A 17,808-nucleotide genomic window follows, 5' to 3' on the forward strand; every position below is an offset into this window, starting at 1 on the left:
AACATATCTGGCGTTGACTTTTGGCACGCTGTTGAGTTCTCAAGGAACGGACGCTTCCTTCGTACTCGCCCTCGCGGGCTTTCCTCCGGGCGCTTCCCTTCGGTCCTGCGTTTCCGACTCTACCAGACCTTTCCGGCCCGGTTTCCTCGGTGCTTTCCGGGGTCCCGCTTCCGCGTTTCCCTTTCCGGCGGTTCCGACTCTAGCAGACCCTTTCGGTGTCCGACTCCCCGTCAGAGGGGGGCGTCTTCCCGGCCGTTGGGCCGTTCCGACGAGTGAGACCTTAACGGATTCCCGGCTTCCGAGCTAATCGGGAGCCTGCGCCCTTTCGAACGCGGATTCCTCATTCCGCGAATACGCACACCAATGATCACGACGCGCAGACGGACGTCTGTCGTCGAGCAGGAGTGGTGTTGCGGAATGGCCGCCCGGGGACCGACCGGAGTCGGCGCTCACGTCGGGCAACCCGGAGGACACTACGCATCCGGTCGAGCCGTGTCAACCCTCGGCATCGACGCATCCGGGGGCTACGCTGGCCCGTATGACGACGCGTACGTACTGCCAGTTCTGGTGGGCCGCCTGACGGCGGCCGAGCTTACGTATGCACTCAAGCGGCCGCCGCCTCGGCGGCCGTTCTTGTTTCTCCTCCGGGGCTCCGAGGGGCGGCCGGCCGGGACGGCGGCCCCGACCGGGAGACGGAGAAGAGATGACACGGGTCTTCAGCGGGATCAAGCCGACCGGGCACCTGACGCTGGGGAACTACCTGGGAGCCATGCGGCAGTGGGCCGCCGTCGACCAGCGCCGGGCGGAGGCGCTGTTCTGCATCGTCGATCTGCACGCGCTGACCGTGGACCACGACCCCGCCCGGGTGCGCAGGCTGAGCCGGCAGGCGGCGACGTTGCTGCTGGCGTCCGGGCTGGATCCACAGCTGTGCACGGTGTTCGTGCAGAGCCACGTGGACGAGCACGCGCGGCTGTCGTACCTGCTCGAGTGCGTGGCCACGGACGGCGAGATGCGGCGGATGATCCAGTACAAGGAGAAGGCCGCGCGGGAGCAGCGGCGGGGCGGGAGCGTGCGGCTGTCGCTGCTGACGTACCCGGTGCTGATGGCGGCGGACATCCTGGCGTACGGGGCCGACGAGGTGCCGGTCGGGGACGACCAGACGCAGCACGTGGAGCTGACGCGTGATCTCGCGACGCGGTTCAACCAGCGGTACGGGCACACGTTCGCGGTGCCGCGGGCCACGCACCCGACGGTGGCGGCGCGGGTGATGAACCTGCAGGACCCGACGGTGAAGATGGGCAAGAGCGACGACACGGGACCGGGGATCGTCTATCTGCTGGACGAGCCGGACGTGGTGCGGAAGAAGGTCATGCGGGCGGTGACCGACAGCGGGCGGGACGTCGTGTACGACCGGGAGTCACGGCCGGGGGTGGCCAACCTGCTGGAGATCCTCGCGGCGTGCTCGGGCGGGGACCCGGAGGCGCTGGGCGGTGCGTACGCGTCGTACGGCGCCTTGAAGAAGGACACCGCGGAGGCGGTGGTCGAGGTCCTGAGGCCCGTGCGGGACAGGCACCGGGAGCTGTGCGCGGACCCCGGTTACGTGGAGGGAGTGCTGCGGGACGGCGCGGAGCGGGCGCGGGCCATGTCCCGGCCGACCGTGGATGCCGCTTACCGGGCGATCGGGCTGCTGCCGGCGGGCTCGGACACCGGGGCGGCCGCGCTGAACGCCGCTCGGTAGGCGCGGGGGCTGGTGGCGAGGCGCGACGCGAAGTGCTGGCGCATCGTGACCTCGCTGCCGAAGCCGGCTCTGCGGGCCACCTCGGGCATGGGGAGGTCGGTGCGCTCCAGGAGCCGCTGGGCCGCGGCGATGCGCTGGTCGAGGAGCCAGCGCAGCGGAGTGGTGCCGGTCGCCGCGGCGAAGTGGCGGGCGAAGGTGCGCGGGGACATGCCGGCGCGGGCGGCCAGATCGGCGACCGTGAGCGGTTCGTGGAGGTGGCGCAGGGCGTGCTCGCGTACGGCGGCGAGGGCGTCGGCGTCGCGGTCGGCGCGGGGGGTGGGGTGCTCGATGAACTGTGCCTGGGTCCCGGTGCGGAAGGGGGCCGTGACCATGGAGCGGGCGATGGTGGCGGCGGCTTCGGCGCCGTGGGCGGTGCGGACCAGGTGGAGGCAGAGGTCGATGCCGGCGGCGGTGCCGGCCGCGGTCCAGATGTTGCCGTCCTCGACGAACAGGGCGTCGGGGACGACGGTGACCCGGGGGTGGTGCGCGCGGAACAGCTCGACGAGGTTCCAGTGGGTGATGGCGCGGCGGCCGTCGAGGAGGCCGGCCTGGGCGAGGGTGAAGGCACCGCCGCAGAGCGCGGCGAGGGTGGTGCCGCGGGCGTGGGCGCGGCGGAGGGCGTCGAGGACGGGCGGTGGTGCGGGGGTGAGGTGGTCGTCGAGGCCCGGGACGACGACGAGGTCGGCCTCGGTCAGCCAGCCGAGGGTGCGGTCGGGGTGGAGGCGGAGGCCGCCGCGCATGCGGACGGGGGCGGTGTCGGTGGCGACGCGGCGCAGTTCGAAGGCGGGGGCGCCGCGGTCGGTGCGGTCGGGGCCGTAGACCTCGGTGAGGACGGAGACGTCGAAGGCCCGGATGCCGGGGAAGGCGACCAGGGCGACGCGGTAGGCCTGCTTCACGGCGGCAGTAAACCATCGATCGATGTCTTTCGGCCCCCTGGGAACGGGAGGGGGCCGGCGGCAGGATCGTGGGCATGGAGATCGCGGAGAACGCGGCGCTGGTCGTCGTGGACGTGCAGAAGGGTTTCGAGGAGCGTGCCTTCTGGGGGCCTCGCAACAACCCGGGGGCGGACGACAACATCGCGTCGCTGATCGACGTGTGGCAGGCGTCGGGCCGGCCGGTCGTCTTCGTGCGGCACGACTCGTCGGAGCCGGCCTCGCCGCTGCGGGCGGGTCACGAGGGGAACGGCTTCAAGGAGTACGTGGCGGAGCGGCGCGGGAAGGGGGGTGCGGAGCTGCTGGTGACGAAGAGCGTGAACTCGGCGTTCTACGGTTCGCCCGATCTCGACGCCTGGTTGCGGGGGGCCGGGATCTCGCAGCTCGTGCTGGCCGGGATCCAGACCAACATGTGCGTGGAGACGACGGCCCGGATGGGCGGGAACCTGGGGTACGACGTGGTGGTGGCGTTCGACGCGACGTACACCTTCGACCTGGAGGGGCCGTTCGGCTGGCGGCTCAGTGCGGACGAGGTGGCGCGGGCGTCGGCGGTGTCCCTGCACGGGGGCGGTTTCGCGCGGGTGGTGACCACCCGGGAGGTGCTGGACGCGGCGGGGTGATCCGCCCCCGGGCGGGTCGGCGCGGTCAGTCCTTGGTGCCGGAGGCCAGTTCGCGGCTGCGGTCGCGGGCGGCTTCCAGGGCGGCGATGAGGGCCGCCCGCACGCCGTGGTTCTCGAGTTCGCGGATGGCGTTGATGGTGGTGCCGGCGGGGGAGGTGACGTTCTCGCGGAGCCTCACCGGGTGCTCGCCGCTGTCGCGGAGCATGGTGGCGGCGCCGATCGCGGACTGGACGATCAGGTCGTGGGCCTTGTCGCGGGGCAGGCCGAGGAGGATGCCGGCGTCGGTCATGGCTTCGACCAGGTAGAAGAAGTACGCCGGGCCGGAGCCGGAGAGGGCGGTGCAGGCGTCCTGCTGGGACTCGGGGACGCGGAGGGTCTTGCCGACGGCGCCGAAGATCTCCTCGGCGTGGGCGAGGTGGTCGGCGGTGGCGTGCTGGCCCGCGGAGATGACCGACATGGCCTCGTCGACGAGGGCGGGGGTGTTGGTCATGACGCGGACCACGGGGGTGCCCGCGGCGAGGCGGTCCTCGAAGAAGGCGGTCGGGATGCCGGCGGCGCCGCTGACGACCAGGCGGTCGACGGGGACGTGCGGGGCGAGTTCGTCGAGGAGGGCGCCCATGTCCTGCGGCTTGACCGTGAGGATCAGGGTGTCGGCGGTCTTGGCGGCTTCCTGGTTGGAGACCGGGGTGACCCCGTAGCGGGTGCGGAGTTCTTCGGCCCGTTCCGGGCGGCGGGCGGTGACCAGGAGGTCGGCGGGGGCCCAGCCCGCGCGGATCATTCCGCTGAGCAGCGCTTCGCCGATCTTGCCGGTGCCGAGGACCGCGACTTTCTGCGTCATGGCTGGGGATGCCCTCCGGGGGGATGCGTCGTCCTGGTTCATCCTCGCACCCGGAGCCTCGGAGGGCGGGTGGTGTCCGGTGGGCGGAACGGTGGTGTTCCCCGGCCGTCACGCCGTCCTGCGCCGCAGGGTCGCCGCGCCGAGGCCGAGCACCAGCAGGGCGCAGCCGGCGACGACCAGGGCGTCGCGGACGAAGGCGGCGGTCATGTCGGTGTGCCGGAGGACCTCGTTCATGCCGTCGACGGCGTAGGACATGGGGAGGACGTCGGAGACGGCCTCCAGGACGGGGTGCATGTTCTCGCGCGCGGTGAACAGGCCGCAGAGGAGGAGCTGGGGGAAGATCACAGCGGGCATGAACTGGACCGCCTGGAACTCCGAGGCCGCGAAGGCCGAGACGAACAGGCCGAGGGCCGTGCCGAGCAGGGCGTCGAGCAGGGCCACGAGGAGGAGCAGCCAGGGGCTGCCGGTGACGTCGAGTCCCAGGAACCACACGGCGAGGCCCGTGGCCAGGGCGGACTGGACGATCGCGAGGGCGCCGAAGGCGAGGGCGTAGCCGGCGATGAGGTCGCCCTTGCCCAGCGGCATGGCGAGGAGGCGTTCGAGGGTGCCCGAGGTGCGTTCGCGCAGGGTGGCGATCGAGGTCACCAGGAACATCGTGATCAGGGGGAAGATCCCGAGCAGGGAGGCGCCGATGTTGTCGAAGGTGCGCGGGCTGCCGTCGAAGACGTAGCGGAGCAGCAGCAGCATCAGGCAGGGGATGAGCAGCATCAGCGCGATGGTGCGGGGGTCGTGGCGCAGCTGGCGCAGGACCCGGGCCGCGGTGGCGGTGGTGCGGGAGGGGTTCAGGGCGCCGGTCGGGGCCGGTGCGGGCGTGGCCGGGCGGGTGGTGCTCATCGGGTGGTCTCCTTCGTGCGGCCTGCCGCGACCGCCGCGTCCACCAGGTGCAGGAAGGCCGCTTCGACGGTCTCGGAGCCGGTGCGGGCGCGGAGTGCGTCGGGGGTGTCGTCGGCGAGGATCTCGCCCGCGCGCATGAGCAGGAGGCGGTGGCAGCGCTCGGCCTCGTCCATGACGTGGGAGGAGATCAGCAGGGTGGTGCCGCGTTCGGCGGCGAGGGCGTGGAACAGCTGCCAGAGGTCGCGGCGCAGGACCGGGTCGAGGCCGACCGTGGGTTCGTCGAGGACCAGGAGTTCGGGGGTGCCGAGGAGGGCCACGGCGAGGGAGACGCGGCTGCGCTGGCCGCCGGAGAGGTTGCCGGCGAGGGCGTCGGCGTGGGTGGTGAGGTCGACGTCGGCGAGGACGCGCGCCACGTCCCGGTGGCGGTCGGCACGTGTGCGGCGGGGGTGGAGGATCGCGGCGAAGTAGTCGAGGTTCTGGTGGACGGTCAGGTCGTCGTAGACCGAGGGGGCCTGGGTGACGTAGCCGATGCGGGTGCGCAGGGTGGGGTGGCCGGCGGGGAGGCCGAGGACGTCCAGGGCGCCGGTGACCTTGGCCTGGGTGCCGACGACGGCTCGCATCAGGGTCGACTTTCCGCAGCCGGAGGGGCCGAGGAGTCCGGTGATCTGGCCGCGCGGGACGGTGAAGTCGAGGCCGTGCAGGACCGTGCGGGGGCCTCGGACGACGGTGAGGTCCCGGGCGCGGACGGCCGGGGCGGTGTCGCCGCGCCCCTCGTCGCCTCGCGGGGCGTCCGGACGCGGCGGCTCGGAGGAGTAATTCATCATGTGATGAATAATCCTCTCGGGGACGGGCCGCGTCAAGCGGTGGCGGTGGCCGGTCCGGCGGTGCCGCGCGGAGGTGACGGCGGGGCGGTGGCGACGAGCAGGACGACGTCGTAGGTCTCCTCGACGGTGCCGTCCGGGAAGGCCGCGGTGAGGTGCTCGCGCTGCTCGGTGAGGAAGGCGGCGGTGCGTTCCTCGCCGTGCACGAGCAGGACCGAGTGGCTGCCGACGTTGGCCAGGTGCGCGTCGAGCGGGACGCGGCGGCTCCAGCGGATCTCCCGGCGGGTGAAGTGCGGGAGGCCGGCGGGGTCGGCGGCGCGGGCGTTGGTGTTGCGCCGCTCGGCGGCGAGGTTCACGCCGAAGGGGCGTGCGGTGCGTTCGGCTTCCTCCGCGATCCAGGGCACGTCGAGCGCGTCGGTGTTCCACCACAGGGCGAGCGCGCCGCCCGGCCGCAGGACCCGTACCGCCTCCGGGACGGCGCGGGCGGGGTCGGTCCGGTGCCAGGCCTGGGCGCAGGTGAGGAGGTCGGCGCGGTGGTCGGCGAGGGGAAGGCGTTGCCGTCGCCCCGGACGACCGGCACGTCGGGGAGGGTGTGGCGGAACTCGGCCGCCATGCCCGCGCCGGGTTCGACGGCGGTCACGTGGGCGTCGCGCGCGTGCAGACGGGCGGTCGCGACACCCGTGCCGGCGCCGGCGTCCACGGCCCGGGAGCCGGCGAGGGGGCGGTCGGTCAGCTCCTCGATCGCGTCGAAGGGGGCGGGCGGGCAGGAGGGCGGTCGGCGGCGTACCGGGCGGCGGCCGCGTTGAAGGAGTGGGCCCGGGTGGCGCGGGTGACCCGGTCGGTCCCGGGTGTCGTCGTACGGCCGTGGCGGCCGGGGTTTCCGGTGGTGTCAGGAGCGGCGGCGCTTCTTCGACGGGTCGCCCGAGCGGCGGGTGGTGCGCTTCTCGTAGTCCTCGCGGGCCTTGTCGTACTCGGCGCGGTGGAGCTTCTCGCCCGGGGCCTCGGTGAGGGAGCGGAAGAAGTAGGCGAGGAGGGAGCCGACGAAACCGATGGCCAGCAGGCCGCGCAGGGAGGCCTGACGGGCGGGGTCGGGGCGGCGCTTGAACGCCTCCCAGGTGTGCCCGAAGGCGAGCGCGCTGCAGATCGCGAACATCACGACCATGAGGACCACGACGAAGTTGCCGACGTCGGCGATCCGGAATCCCTGGTAGGCGAGGCGCAGGACGAAGCAGGAGACGGCCGCGGCGGCGAGGGAGCCGACGCAGACGCCGACGCGGCGGGCGGTGTAGCCGCCTGAGTGGTCGACCCAGGTGGTGCCGAAGAAGCGGATGGGTTCGGGCTGCGGGCCGGCGGGGGTACCGCTCGTGTCGTTCTCTGCTGCGCTCACGGGTCGATTGTGTCCCCTCCCCCGCGTGCGCACGCGGGTCCCCCTCCCCTGCCGGGCCCCGCGGCTCCGGATGAAGCCCCGAGGCCCGGTCGTACGGCGCCGGCCCAGCGGATCTCCTCGGCGGCGTACCCGGCGAACGTCCCCCGGGCGTTCCGGCCGACGGCCGGCCCGGGGCGGGCGACGTCCTTGGACTTCCTCATCCGTCCGCCACGTCGACGAACCGGGGCGGCGGTACGCGTCTCCCCTGCTCGTACGAGGCGGTCGTGGACGGCGAGCAGCCCGTCCGCGAGCCCGCGCCGGCTCACGCCCGGCGAAAGCCAGCGCTCCCCGGGACCGCGGCCGGGGACGCCGACCGGTGAGCCCGTCCTCGGCTCCCCCGGCCGGCGCCTCCTCGGAGAAGGGACAGCCCTCAGCAGCGGGGGGCGACGTACCCGTCGCTGCCGGTGCGGACGTAGGCGTCGGAGACGTACTGGCCGCTGCCGATGTTGTCCCAGATGCTCGAGGTGCCGTACGGGCCCGTCACCCGGGTGCCCGGCGTCTGGCAGTTGATCGCGACCCTGGAGCCCTCGGGCAGGACCCGCACGATCGAGTAGCCGGTGCCGGGACCGCTGCGCACGTTCAGCCGGTGGCCCGGCGCCACCGGGTAGGAACTCGCGGTCGCGGCCGCCGTGGTGACGGCCTCCGCGGCCGCCCTCTTGTCCCCGCCCGCGATGTCCCGGGTCTGGTCGACGGACATGGAAGAACCTCCCCCGTTGCGCCCCACGACTGTCGTGGGGCCCCGTTGATTCCCCTGGAACACACAATGAAACACCAGTTCCCGACTCGCACCCGGAGGCGGGCAAGCCGCCTCGGTCCCGCACGCGCCATCGACTAGGCTCCGAGCGTCGCGCGCGCGGACGAACAGCACGGGGGTGGTCCCATGGCGCCACAGAGGAACGCCGGAGCGGGCGCGGAAGCGGAACTTCCGGAGTACGCCGGTCACTACCGTCTGGAGTCCTGTCTGGGCTCGGGCGGCATGGGCGTCGTGCACCTGGCCCGGAGCACCTCGGGGATGCGGGTCGCAGTGAAGGTCGTGCACGCCCGGTACGCCATGGACCCCGAGTTCAGGGGGCGTTTCCGGCAGGAGGTGGCTGCGGCGCGGCGGGTGAGCGGGGCCTTCACGGCGCCCGTCGTCGACGCCGATCCGGAGGGCGGGCGGCCCTGGATGGCCACCCTGTACATCCCCGGCCCGACGCTCTCCGAGCAGGTGAAGCGGAACGGGCCCATGGACCCGGACCAGTCGCGTCGGCTGATGGCCGGGCTCGCGGAGGCGCTGCGCGACATCCACCGGGTCGGGGTCGTGCACCGGGATCTGAAGCCGAGCAACGTCCTGCTCGCCGAGGACGGGCCGAAGGTCATCGACTTCGGCATCTCCCGGCCGAGGGACAGCGAACTGCGCACCGAGACCGGGAAGTTGATCGGCACACCGCCGTTCATGGCGCCCGAGCAGTTCCGGCGGCCCCGGGAAGTGGGCCCCGCGGCCGACGTGTTCGCCCTCGGCTCGCTCATGGTCCACGCGACGACGGGACGCGGTCCGTTCGACTCCGACAGCCCGTACGTCGTCGCCTACCAGGTCGTGCACGACGAGCCCGACCTGACCGGCGTACCGGAGTCGCTCGCGCCGCTGGTGCTGCGGTGTCTCGCCAAGGAGCCCGGCGACCGGCCCACGCCGGACGAGCTGATGCGGGAGCTGCGGTCGGTGGCGGCGACGTACGACACGCAGGTGTTCGTACCGGCGCCGCGGTCACCCGAAGCACGGGAGGAGGCCGCGCCGGAGCCCGTGGCGGACGCACCCGGGGAGCGGCCCGCACCGCGTCCGGGCAGGAGGGCGGTCCTGGTGGCCGGGGCGCTCTGCCTGGCCGTGCTCGGCGGGCTCACGGCGGTGCAGGTGTCCGGCGGCGGCACGGAGACGGAACCGGCGCGGAAGACCAGCGCCGCACGGAGCACGCCGGGCGGCTTCGGCGCGTGGGAGGCGGTGCCCGCCTCGGAGGGCGGCGGCACGCCCCAGTGCTCGCACGGGACGCGGGGGCTGCTGTGCGCGCTGCCCGGCCTGGTCCTCGCCCTCGATCCGGCCGACGGCCGCACCCTGTGGCGGCACGACGTCGCGGGGACGACGCGCAGCGAACCCCCGGTCGTGTCGGGCGGCCTCGTCCAGCCCTCCCTCGACCGGACCGGTGACCTGGAGGCGCTCGACCCTGCCACGGGCGAGCCGGTGTGGCGGAAGGACGTGCCCGCGTACGAGGGGGTGCGGGCGGTCGGCGACATGCTCCTGCTGACCCGCGCCGACGGGACGGTCACCGGCGTGGACGGCGCCTCGGGCGAGACCAGGTGGTCCCACCGGATCCCGGGGCAGGCCGTGCCGTACTTCTCCTCGTTCGCCGAGGAGACCGGGCAGTCCAAGGAGCCCGGGAAGTCCGGGGAGCCGTCGGCGTACGCGACGAGTCCGTCCGGGGACGGGAGCGGGACCCGGGTCACCGCGGTGGATCCGGCGACGGGTGACGTGCGGTGGGACGCGGAACTGGAAGGGTCGCTGACGCCGGTGGGGGCGGCGGACGGGGCCGTGTACCTCCTCGCCGGCGGCGCCGTGCACGGGGACGCGACGGCCGTGCTCCGCTACACGCCCGGCACCGGGGCCGTCCGCCGGGTGACGCTGCCCGTGCCGGTCGCGCAGGCGGAGGCCGGCGTGCACGGGGAGACCGTGTACCTCATGGGTGCGGGCGGTTCGCTGGTGGCCGTCGACATGGCGGCGGGGAAGCAGCGGTGGCGGCTGGAGACGGGCGTGAGCCGGGGCTCGGAGCCCGTCTCCGACGGACGGAACGTGTACGTCACCGCGCCCGACGGGCGGCTGCTGGGCGTCGACGCCCGCCGGGGGAGGCTGCTCGGGCAGACCCGGCCGCGGCTCGGCGCCGACTCCGACCGGGTCCCCGCCGCGCTGCCCGCGCCCGTGCTCGCGGGCGGCCACGTCTACGCCGGTGCGCCCGACGGGACCGTGTTCGGCGTGGCGGGGCGCGCCCCGGCCGACTGGTGACCCCGGTCGACCGGTGACCCCGGCGGGCGGCGGGCCGGGCGGTCAGCCCAGCTTGCTCACGTCCCGCACCGCGCCCTTGTCCGCGCTGGTCGCCATCGCCGCGTACGCCTTCAGGGCCGCGGAGACCTTGCGGTCGCGGTTCCTCGGGGCGTACCGGCCGTCCAGCGCCTGCTCGCGGCGGGTCAGTTCCGCCTCGTCGACCAGGAGCTCGATCGAGCGGTTCGGGATGTCGATGCGGATGCGGTCGCCGTCCTCGACCAGGGCGATGGTGCCGCCGGAGGCCGCCTCCGGGGAGGCGTGGCCGATGGACAGGCCGGACGTGCCGCCGGAGAAGCGGCCGTCGGTGATCAGGGCGCAGGCCTTACCGAGGCCGCGGCTCTTCAGGTAGGACGTCGGGTAGAGCATCTCCTGCATGCCGGGGCCGCCCTTGGGGCCCTCGTAGCGGATGACGACGACATCGCCCTCCTGCACCTGCTTGGTGAGGATCTTCTCGACGGCCTCCTCCTGCGACTCGCAGACGACCGCCGGGCCCTCGAAGGTCCAGATGGACTCGTCGACGCCGGCCGTCTTGACCACGCAGCCGTCGACCGCGAGGTTGCCGCGCAGCACCGCCAGGCCGCCGTCCTCGGAGTAGGCGTGCTCGGCGGAGCGGATGCAGCCGCCCTCGGCGTCCTCGTCCAGGGCCTCCCAGCGCTCGGACTGGGAGAAGGCCTCGGCGGAGCGCTTGCAGCCCGGGGCCGCGTGCCACAGCTCCACCGCCTCCCGCGAGGGGGAGCCGGCGCGGATGTCCCAGGTCTTCAGCCAGTCGGCCAGGGACGGGCTGTGGACCGCGTGGACGTCCTCGTTGAGCAGACCCGCGCGGTGCAGTTCGCCGAGGAGGGCGGGGATGCCGCCCGCGCGGTGCACGTCCTCCATGTAGTACGTGCGGTCCTTGGCGACGTTGGGCGCCACCTTGGCCAGGCAGGGCACCCGGCGCGACAGGGCGTCGATCTCGGTCAGGCCGAAGGGGACCTCGGCCTCCTGGGCGGCGGCCAGCAGGTGGAGGATCGTGTTGGTGGAGCCGCCCATGGCGATGTCCAGCGCCATCGCGTTCTCGAAGGCCTGGAAGGTGGCGACGGAGCGCGGCAGGACCGAGTCGTCGTCCTGCTCGTAGTAGCGGCGGGTGATGTCCATGACCGTGCGGGCCGCGTCGACGTAGAGCCGCTTGCGGGCCGTGTGCGTGGCCAGGACCGAGCCGTTGCCGGGGAGGGACAGGCCGATCGCCTCGGTGAGGCAGTTCATCGAGTTGGCGGTGAACATGCCGGAGCAGGAGCCGCAGGTCGGACAGGCGTTCTCCTCGATGCGCAGCACGTCCGCGTCGGAGACCTGGTCGTTGGCCGCCTCCACCATCGCGTCGATCAGGTCCAGCGTGCGGACCGTGCCGTCGACCAGGGTGGCCCGGCCGGCCTCCATCGGGCCGCCGGAGACGAAGACCGTCGGGATGTTCAGCCGCAGGGCCGCGTTCAGCATGCCCGGCGTGATCTTGTCGCAGTTGGAGATGCAGATCAGGGCGTCCGCGCGGTGCGCCTCGACCATGTACTCCACGCTGTCCGCGATCAGGTCGCGGGAGGGGAGGGAGTAGAGCATGCCGCCGTGGCCCATCGCGATGCCGTCGTCGACGGCGATCGTGTTGAACTCGCGCGGGATGCCGCCGGCCTCGACGACCGCCTCGCTGACGATCCGGCCGACCGGCGCGAGGTGGGTGTGGCCGGGGACGAACTCCGTGAAGCTGTTGGCGACGGCGACGATCGGCTTGCGGCCGATGTCCGCGCCCGGTACACCGGAGGCACGCATCAGGGCGCGGGCGCCCGCCATGTTGCGGCCGTGGGTGACTGTGCGGGACCTCAGCTCGGGCATCGTCGCTCGCTCCTTAGACCTTCTTCGAAGAGTGCCGGCCAGAGAGTTCTGACTGGCACCGAGCGTACGCCGGTCATCCAGGAAGCGGGACGAGCTGTCCGAAATGCGAGATACCGGTCTCAACGACCCGTGAGGTGTCCCTGCACCACGGGCGCCACCCGCTCGATGATCTGCTCGGCGTCCACCGAGGCCAGCGGCTCCACCTTGATCACGTACCGGACCATGGCGATCCCGACCAGCTGCGCGGCGGCGAGCTCCGCGCGCAGCTCCGCGTCCGGCACGCCGAGCTGTCCCGCGATGCGGCGCAGCAGCTGGGTGGCGACCAGCCGGCGGAAGACGGCGGCCGCGGTCTCGTTGTTCACGGCGGAGCGGACGATCGCGAGCAGCGGGGTGCGGGTCACCGGGTTCTCCCAGAGCCCGATGATCATCCGGGTCATCCGTTCGCCCACCTCGTCGAGGGGGCCCTCCAGCACCGCGTCCCGGCCCTGGAGGGCGGGCGCGAAGGCGACCTCGACGGCCGCCTCGAACACCTGCTCCTTGGTGCCGAAGTAGTGGTGCACCAGCGCGGAGTCGACCCCGGCCGCCTTGGCGATGCCCCGGACGGACGTCTTCTCGTACCCGCGCTCGGAGAACTCCTCGCGGGCCGCGGCGAGGATGCGGTCGCGGGTGCCGGCCGACTCCGTGCGCGGGGGGCGGCCGCGGCGCCGGGTGGCGGCGTCCGGCCGCGCGGACGCGTCCGGGCCGCCGCTCGCGGTGACGCCGGTCATCGCCGCGGGACCCGGCCCGCCGACGAGGCGGAGGAGGCGGAGGCCAGGTGCCGCCGGGCGAACGCCAGCGCCTCGGCCAGGTCCGCCTCGCGCTCCGCGCCGGACATGGCGCGGCGGGTGTTGACCTCGATGACGACGTGGCCGTCGAAGCCGCCGAGCGCGAGGCGCTCCAGCACCTCGGCGCAGGGCTGGTCGCCGCGGCCGGGCACCAGGTGCTCGTCCTTGGCCGAGCCCCGGCCGTCGGCGAGGTGGACGTGGCCGAGGCGGTCGCCCATGCGGTCGATCATCTGCAGGGCGTCGGTGCGGGCGGTCGAGGCGTGGCTGAGGTCGATCGTGAAGTGGCGGTAGTCCTCCTTGGTCACGTCCCAGTCGGGGGCGTACGCGAGCATCTCACGGTCGCGGTAGCGCCAGGGGTACATGTTCTCGACGGCGAACCGCACGTCCGTCTCGTTCGCCATCCGCCAGACCCCGTCCACGAAGTCGCGGGCGTACTGCCGCTGCCACCGGAAGGGCGGATGGACGACGACGGTGCTCGCGCCGAGCTTCTCCGCGGCGGCCCGGGCCCGCTGGAGCTTGGTCCAGGGGTCGGTGGACCACACGCGCTGCGTGATGAGCAGGCAGGGGGCGTGCACGGCCAGGACGGGGATGCGGTGGTAGTCGCTGAGCCTGCGCAGCGCCTCCACGTCCTGGCTGACCGGGTCGGTCCACACCATGACCTCGACGCCGTCGTACCCGAGGCGCGCGGCGATCTCGAAGGCCGTCGCCGTCGACTCCGGGTAGACGGAGGCCGTCGACAGGGCGACCTTCGCATCCGGGATGCGCACCGCTGGTTCTGCCACGAGGGACAGGGTACGGGGTGCGATCGGCGGACGGGCGGCGGACGACCGGCTTCGGCCAGGGCCCCGCGCCGCCGCCGGAGCCGCGTGTGCGCAGGGCAGGGGCCCGCTCGCCCGCCTCCGGGGCGGCCCGCCCGCCGGGCCGGTGTGTGAGCGAGCTAACCGTCCCGCCGGCCCGCCCGCGCTCACGGCCGCGCCGGCCCCATGTGGTCCAGGCGGCGCAGGATGACGCCCTCGCGGAGCGCCCACGGGCAGATCTCCAGCCGTTCCACACCGAACAGGTCCATCGCGCCCTCCGCGACCAGGGCCCCGGCGAGCAGCTGGCCCGCACGGCCCGCGGAGACGCCGGGCAGCTCGGCGCGCTCGGCGGCGGTCATGCCGGCGAGCCGGGGCACCCAGCTCTCCAGGGACTCCCGCTTCAGCTCGCGCTGGACGTACGGGCCCTCGGCGGTGCCGGGGGCGCCGGCGATGCGGGCGAGCTGCTTGAAGGTCTTGGAGGTGGCCACCACGTGATCGGGGGCGCCGAGGCGGCTGAACTCGCCGACCGTGCGGGCGATCTCGGTGCGCACGTGGCGGCGCAGCGCGCGGACGTCGTCCGCGCCGGGCGGGTCGCCGGGCAGCCGGGCGGCGGTGAGGCGGCCGGCGCCCAGCGGCAGCGACACGGCGGCGTCGGGCTCCTCGTCCATGCCGTAGGCGATCTCCAGGGAGCCGCCGCCGATGTCGACGACGAGCAGCCTCCCGGCCGACCAGCCGAACCAGCGGCGGGCGGCGAGGAAGGTGAGCCGGGCCTCCTCCGCGCCGCTGAGGACCTGCAGCTCGACCCCGGTCTCCTCGCGCACCCGGGCGAGGACGTCGTCGGCGTTGCCCGCGTCGCGCACCGCGGAGGTCGCGAACGGCAGCAGCTCCTCGACGCCCTTGTCCTCGGCGGCCCGCAGCGCCTCGCGGACGACCCGGACCAGCCGGTCGATCCCCTCCGGGCCGATGGCCCCGTCGGCGTCCAGGAGCTGGGCGAGGCGCAGTTCGGCCTTGTGCGAGTGCGCGGGCAGCGGGCACGCGCCGGGGTGGGCGTCGACCACCAGCAGGTGCACCGTGTTCGAACCCACGTCGAGGACACCGAGTCTCATGTACGGAACGCTACTGCGCGTCCCGCGGCGCGTTGCCGCCCCGGGCGCGATCCGTGCGGTGCCCGGGCCGGTCCCGGACGGGAGCGCGGGCGACTTACCCTGGACGAGTGCCAAAGACGAAAAAGGCGAAGGACCAGAAGGCGGACAAGCGACCCAAGAAGGTCGAACCGGCCGTGGATCCTTCGCGGGTGACCGCGCCGGGGGCGCCGACGGCGCCCCCGGCGGACGACGAGAAGGGTCTCGACTTCGCCCGCGCGTGGGTGGAGTTTCCTGATCCGGCGGACGACGAACAGGTCTTCCGCTGCGATCTGACATGGCTGACCTCTCGCTGGAACTGCATCTTCGGCAGCGGCTGCCAGGGCATCCAGGCGGGCCGCGCGGACGACGGGTGCTGCACCCTGGGTGCCCACTTCTCGGACGAGGACGACGAGAAGCGGGTCGCCGGGCATGTGGCGAGGCTCACCCCGGACATCTGGCAGCACCACGCGGAGGGCACCCGGAACGGCTGGGTCGTGGAGGACGAGGACGGCGACCGCCAGACCCGTCCGTTCCAGGGCTCGTGCATCTTCCAGAACCGGCCGGGCTTCTCGGGCGGCATGGGCTGCTCGCTGCACATCCTCGCCCTCAAGGAGGGCCGCGAGCCGCTGGAGACCAAGCCGGACGTGTGCTGGCAGCTGCCGATCCGGCGGACCTACGACTGGGTCGACCGGCCCGACGACACGCGCGTGCTGCAGGTGTCGATCGGTGAGTACGACCGCCGCGGCTGGGGTCCGGGCGGGCACGACCTGCACTGGTGGTGCACCTCGGCGACCTCGGCGCACGGCGCCGGGGAGCCGGTGTACGTCTCCTACCGGGCGGAGCTGACCGAGCTGATGGGCAAGGCCGGCTACGACCGCCTGGTCGAGCTGTGCGAGGAGCGGCTGGCCTCGCGGCTGCCCCTGCTGGCACCGCATCCGGCGGACCCCGCCCGGCCCGGTCCCGGCCGCGGGCCGGTGCCCCGGCCCTAGGAGGCGGCCGCGGCCGGGGCCGGGTCGCCGCCGTCCGCGGGCGGGGGCGCCGGTTCCGCCGGGTCGGCCGGAGGGGTCCCGCCGGGCGGGTGCTCCGGGCCGGGCGAGGGGGACTCCTGCTCGCCGGAGCCGGGGGGAGGATCGCTCGGCGCGGGCTCCGGGGGCGCCGGGTCCGGGCCGGGCGACGACGGAGGAGGGTCGCTCGGGGTGGCCGGGTGCGCGGTGCCGGGACGGCCCGGGAGCGGCCCCCCGCCGCCCGGGCCGGAGGGGTCGGGCGCGGTGCCGTAGCCGGCGATGGTGACGACCGCGCCGGCGGGTGCGACCGCCACGGTCGCGCTCCAGTGCCCCGACGGCTCGCGGAGGTGGTCGACGTACACCTTGACCGTCACCGATGCGCCGGGGGCGAGCGTCCCCGCGCTCCGGTTCGGGTAGAGCCAGGAGGCCCCCGTGGACACGGACCAGCGGACCGGCCCGGAGCCCGTCGCGGTGAGGGTGATCAGCGTGGTGTCGCCGCTGTGGCCGGCCGTGACGTCCAGCGTGGCGGCGCCCTCGCGGCCGGCGCCGGGGACACCGGTGACCTCCACGGACACGTCCGCCTTGCCGTCCTCGCCGAACCGGGGGCCGGGCCGGGTGCCGGCGTTGCCGGTGTTCTCGTAGCCGCCCCCCGCCCCCTCGCCGTCGAGGTCGACGGGGCCGCCGCCCTCCCACGCGGAGGCCGAGCGGCCGTCCTGGCCCTCGCCGACGGGCGTGCCGCGGTAGGCGGCCCACAGCGCGAGCACGGGCGCGGCGACCACGGTGGCGACGACCGTCGTCGTGACGGCACGCGCCCGCAGGCGGTCCCTGCGGGCGATGCGGTGCTTGGGGTCCATCGGGAAGCCGCGCCGGTCGAAGCGGGGCGCGGCGGTGCGCCCGCGCGGATGGCGGGCCAGGGCGGCGTGCAGGGCCGCGCCCGGCACCAGCAGGACGGGCAGCGCGTCCGGCGTGACGCCGGTGCCGGGCCAGCGGCCGGGCACGGCCCGCCCGGCGGTGCGGCGGCAGCGGGGGCAGTCGTCGACGTGCCGCACCAGTTCCCGGCGCAGGGCGGCGCTGAGCACGAGCCGGTGGTCGCCGGTGAGGTGCGCCACGCCCGAACAGGCACCGGTCTCGACGACGGCGAGCGCCGCGCGGGTGCGCTCCACCTCGCAGGCCGCGGAGGCGAGCAGGTCGCGGGCGGCGGCCGGCTTCATGCCGAGCACGGCGGCGACCTCGTCGGCGGAGAGACGGTGGCGGACGGCGAGCTCCAGCGCCTCGCGCTGCTCCGGGGCGGTGCCGGCGGCCTCCGGCCAGGCCAGCAGGGCCAGTTCCCGCCGACGCCGCTCCTGGACCTCCTCGGAGACGGCCGGGGCGGCGGCGGTCCGGTCCTTCCGCTGCCGGCCGGCGCGGTCCGCGGCATGGCCGGCCTGGCCCTTCTGCCCGGCCTCCGCCAGCTTGCGCAGGCACGCCCAGCGGGCCAGCGCGTACAGCCAGGCCCTGTGGTCCCCGGACGCCTCCGGGGCGTGCCGGCCGCGCCGCTCCGCGAGCAGGAGGACGTCGGCCAGGGCGGCGGTCGCCGCGTCGTGGTCGCACAGCACGGACAGGCAGTAGGTGAACAAGCCGTCCAGGTACGGCTCGTAGCGCGGGGAGGGCCGCTGCGCCAGCGTGCGCGCGGCCCCGCGGTCACGCGCCTCCCGGTGCGCCCGGTGCGTGCCGGTCGTGCGGGTCGGGGTCCTGGGGCCACTGCTCGTCATCCGGCGACCGTAGGCGGCCCGGGACGGCCCCTCACGGAGCCCCGGGCACTTTTAATCCGTACGGGTGAAACGATCC

Annotated in this window: 15 protein-coding genes and 2 pseudogenes; 4 read left to right on the forward strand and 13 right to left on the reverse strand. The window is 74.2% G+C overall.

Annotated elements, in window-relative coordinates; all coding sequences use genetic code 11:
• Window positions 1-703 precede the first annotated feature (703 nt).
• Window positions 704-1,738 (forward strand): tryptophan--tRNA ligase, encoded by a 1,035-nt coding sequence (gene trpS, locus ACZ56B_RS06135; protein WP_468786775.1) that lies wholly within the window; start codon window positions 704-706, stop codon window positions 1,736-1,738.
• On the opposite strand, the gene ACZ56B_RS06140 is transcribed toward trpS, so the two are convergent.
• Window positions 1,669-2,673 (reverse strand): GlxA family transcriptional regulator, encoded by a 1,005-nt coding sequence (locus ACZ56B_RS06140; RefSeq protein WP_468786777.1) that lies wholly within the window; start codon window positions 2,671-2,673, stop codon window positions 1,669-1,671. The two genes, trpS and ACZ56B_RS06140, sit on opposite strands and share 70 nt — an antisense overlap.
• A 74-nt stretch (window positions 2,674-2,747) precedes the next feature.
• Between ACZ56B_RS06140 and ACZ56B_RS06145 the strand changes: the two genes are divergently transcribed.
• Window positions 2,748-3,329 carry a cysteine hydrolase family protein gene (locus tag ACZ56B_RS06145; RefSeq protein ID WP_468786779.1) on the forward strand — a complete coding sequence of 194 codons (582 nt, stop codon included), beginning with the start codon at window positions 2,748-2,750 and terminating at the stop codon, window positions 3,327-3,329.
• 25 nt (window positions 3,330-3,354) lie between these two features.
• Here ACZ56B_RS06145 and proC read toward each other — a convergent pair whose 3' ends face one another.
• From proC to ACZ56B_RS06180, 7 genes and pseudogenes are all read right to left on the reverse strand, one after another.
• Complete coding sequence (proC, locus tag ACZ56B_RS06150) at window positions 3,355-4,167, reverse strand: pyrroline-5-carboxylate reductase (protein WP_468786781.1); 813 nt, start codon at window positions 4,165-4,167, stop codon at window positions 3,355-3,357.
• A 108-nt stretch (window positions 4,168-4,275) separates the two neighbouring features.
• Window positions 4,276-5,061, reverse strand: coding sequence for an ABC transporter permease (locus ACZ56B_RS06155; protein ID WP_468786783.1), 786 nt, complete (start codon window positions 5,059-5,061; stop codon window positions 4,276-4,278).
• The gene (locus ACZ56B_RS06160; RefSeq protein WP_468786785.1) at window positions 5,058-5,885 is read right to left on the reverse strand and encodes an ABC transporter ATP-binding protein; all 828 of its coding nucleotides are present in this window, start codon (window positions 5,883-5,885) and stop codon (window positions 5,058-5,060) included. The genes ACZ56B_RS06155 and ACZ56B_RS06160 overlap by 4 nt, the downstream gene beginning before the upstream one ends.
• Window positions 5,886-5,917: 32 nt before the next feature.
• Window positions 5,918-6,710, reverse strand: a pseudogene (locus ACZ56B_RS06165) (class I SAM-dependent methyltransferase); the annotation flags it as partial.
• 61 nt (window positions 6,711-6,771) lie between these two features.
• Window positions 6,772-7,269: an EamA/RhaT family transporter gene (locus ACZ56B_RS06170; protein ID WP_468786787.1), complete on the reverse strand. Its 498-nt coding sequence runs from the start codon at window positions 7,267-7,269 to the stop codon at window positions 6,772-6,774.
• Window positions 7,270-7,471: 202 nt separating this feature from the next.
• Window positions 7,472-7,561 (reverse strand): annotated as a pseudogene (locus tag ACZ56B_RS06175) (helix-turn-helix domain-containing protein); the annotation flags it as partial.
• A gap of 117 nt (window positions 7,562-7,678) precedes the next feature.
• Window positions 7,679-8,005, reverse strand: a complete 327-nt coding sequence (locus ACZ56B_RS06180) for an SH3 domain-containing protein (RefSeq protein ID WP_468786789.1) — start codon at window positions 8,003-8,005, stop codon at window positions 7,679-7,681.
• A 183-nt stretch (window positions 8,006-8,188) separates the two neighbouring features.
• Here ACZ56B_RS06180 and ACZ56B_RS06185 point away from each other — a divergent pair, with 183 nt between their 5' ends.
• Complete coding sequence (locus tag ACZ56B_RS06185; RefSeq protein WP_468786791.1) at window positions 8,189-10,336, forward strand: serine/threonine-protein kinase; 2,148 nt, start codon at window positions 8,189-8,191, stop codon at window positions 10,334-10,336.
• Between the two features lie 42 nt (window positions 10,337-10,378).
• On the opposite strand, the gene ilvD is transcribed toward ACZ56B_RS06185, so the two are convergent.
• The 4 genes from ilvD to ACZ56B_RS06205 all read right to left on the reverse strand — a co-directional run bounded on the left by ilvD (window position 10,379) and on the right by ACZ56B_RS06205 (window position 14,959).
• On the reverse strand, window positions 10,379-12,232 hold the full coding sequence (gene ilvD / locus ACZ56B_RS06190; protein WP_468786793.1) for a dihydroxy-acid dehydratase: 1,854 nt from the start codon (window positions 12,230-12,232) through the stop codon (window positions 10,379-10,381).
• Window positions 12,233-12,351: 119 nt separating this feature from the next.
• On the reverse strand, window positions 12,352-12,999 hold the full coding sequence (locus ACZ56B_RS06195; protein ID WP_468786795.1) for a TetR/AcrR family transcriptional regulator: 648 nt from the start codon (window positions 12,997-12,999) through the stop codon (window positions 12,352-12,354).
• On the reverse strand, window positions 12,996-13,838 hold the full coding sequence (locus tag ACZ56B_RS06200; protein ID WP_468786797.1) for a sugar phosphate isomerase/epimerase family protein: 843 nt from the start codon (window positions 13,836-13,838) through the stop codon (window positions 12,996-12,998). Before ACZ56B_RS06200 ends, ACZ56B_RS06195 begins: the two co-directional genes overlap by 4 nt.
• 182 nt (window positions 13,839-14,020) lie before the next feature.
• A complete protein-coding gene (locus ACZ56B_RS06205) occupies window positions 14,021-14,959 on the reverse strand; it encodes a Ppx/GppA family phosphatase (protein ID WP_468786799.1) in 939 nt (312 codons plus the stop codon).
• A 107-nt stretch (window positions 14,960-15,066) separates the two neighbouring features.
• Here ACZ56B_RS06205 and ACZ56B_RS06210 point away from each other — a divergent pair, with 107 nt between their 5' ends.
• Entirely contained in the window at window positions 15,067-15,966 is a 900-nt protein-coding gene (locus ACZ56B_RS06210) for a DUF3109 family protein (protein ID WP_468786801.1), read from the forward strand.
• On the opposite strand, the gene ACZ56B_RS06215 is transcribed toward ACZ56B_RS06210, so the two are convergent.
• A complete protein-coding gene (locus tag ACZ56B_RS06215) occupies window positions 15,963-17,732 on the reverse strand; it encodes a BACON domain-containing protein (protein ID WP_468786803.1) in 1,770 nt (589 codons plus the stop codon). The genes ACZ56B_RS06210 and ACZ56B_RS06215 overlap by 4 nt on opposite strands.
• Window positions 17,733-17,808 lie beyond the last annotated feature (76 nt).

It is taken from the genome of Streptomyces sp. NPDC034670 (genome assembly GCF_055574875.1).

What these genes read in the sequence shown, in the direction of transcription:
- ACZ56B_RS06205 (WP_468786799.1), bottom strand. Translation starts at nt 14,959, where the DNA reads ATGAGACTCGGTGTCCTCGACGTGGGTTCGAACACGGTGCACCTGCTG.
- proC (WP_468786781.1), bottom strand. Translation starts at nt 4,167, where the DNA reads ATGACGCAGAAAGTCGCGGTCCTCGGCACCGGCAAGATCGGCGAAGCG.
- ilvD (WP_468786793.1), bottom strand. Translation starts at nt 12,232, where the DNA reads ATGCCCGAGCTGAGGTCCCGCACAGTCACCCACGGCCGCAACATGGCG.
- ACZ56B_RS06215 (WP_468786803.1), bottom strand. Translation starts at nt 17,732, where the DNA reads ATGACGAGCAGTGGCCCCAGGACCCCGACCCGCACGACCGGCACGCAC.
- ACZ56B_RS06145 (WP_468786779.1), top strand. Translation starts at nt 2,748, where the DNA reads ATGGAGATCGCGGAGAACGCGGCGCTGGTCGTCGTGGACGTGCAGAAG.
- ACZ56B_RS06160 (WP_468786785.1), bottom strand. Translation starts at nt 5,885, where the DNA reads ATGATGAATTACTCCTCCGAGCCGCCGCGTCCGGACGCCCCGCGAGGC.
- ACZ56B_RS06155 (WP_468786783.1), bottom strand. Translation starts at nt 5,061, where the DNA reads ATGAGCACCACCCGCCCGGCCACGCCCGCACCGGCCCCGACCGGCGCC.
- ACZ56B_RS06180 (WP_468786789.1), bottom strand. Translation starts at nt 8,005, where the DNA reads ATGTCCGTCGACCAGACCCGGGACATCGCGGGCGGGGACAAGAGGGCG.
- ACZ56B_RS06195 (WP_468786795.1), bottom strand. Translation starts at nt 12,999, where the DNA reads ATGACCGGCGTCACCGCGAGCGGCGGCCCGGACGCGTCCGCGCGGCCG.
- trpS (WP_468786775.1), top strand. Translation starts at nt 704, where the DNA reads ATGACACGGGTCTTCAGCGGGATCAAGCCGACCGGGCACCTGACGCTG.
- ACZ56B_RS06185 (WP_468786791.1), top strand. Translation starts at nt 8,189, where the DNA reads ATGGCGCCACAGAGGAACGCCGGAGCGGGCGCGGAAGCGGAACTTCCG.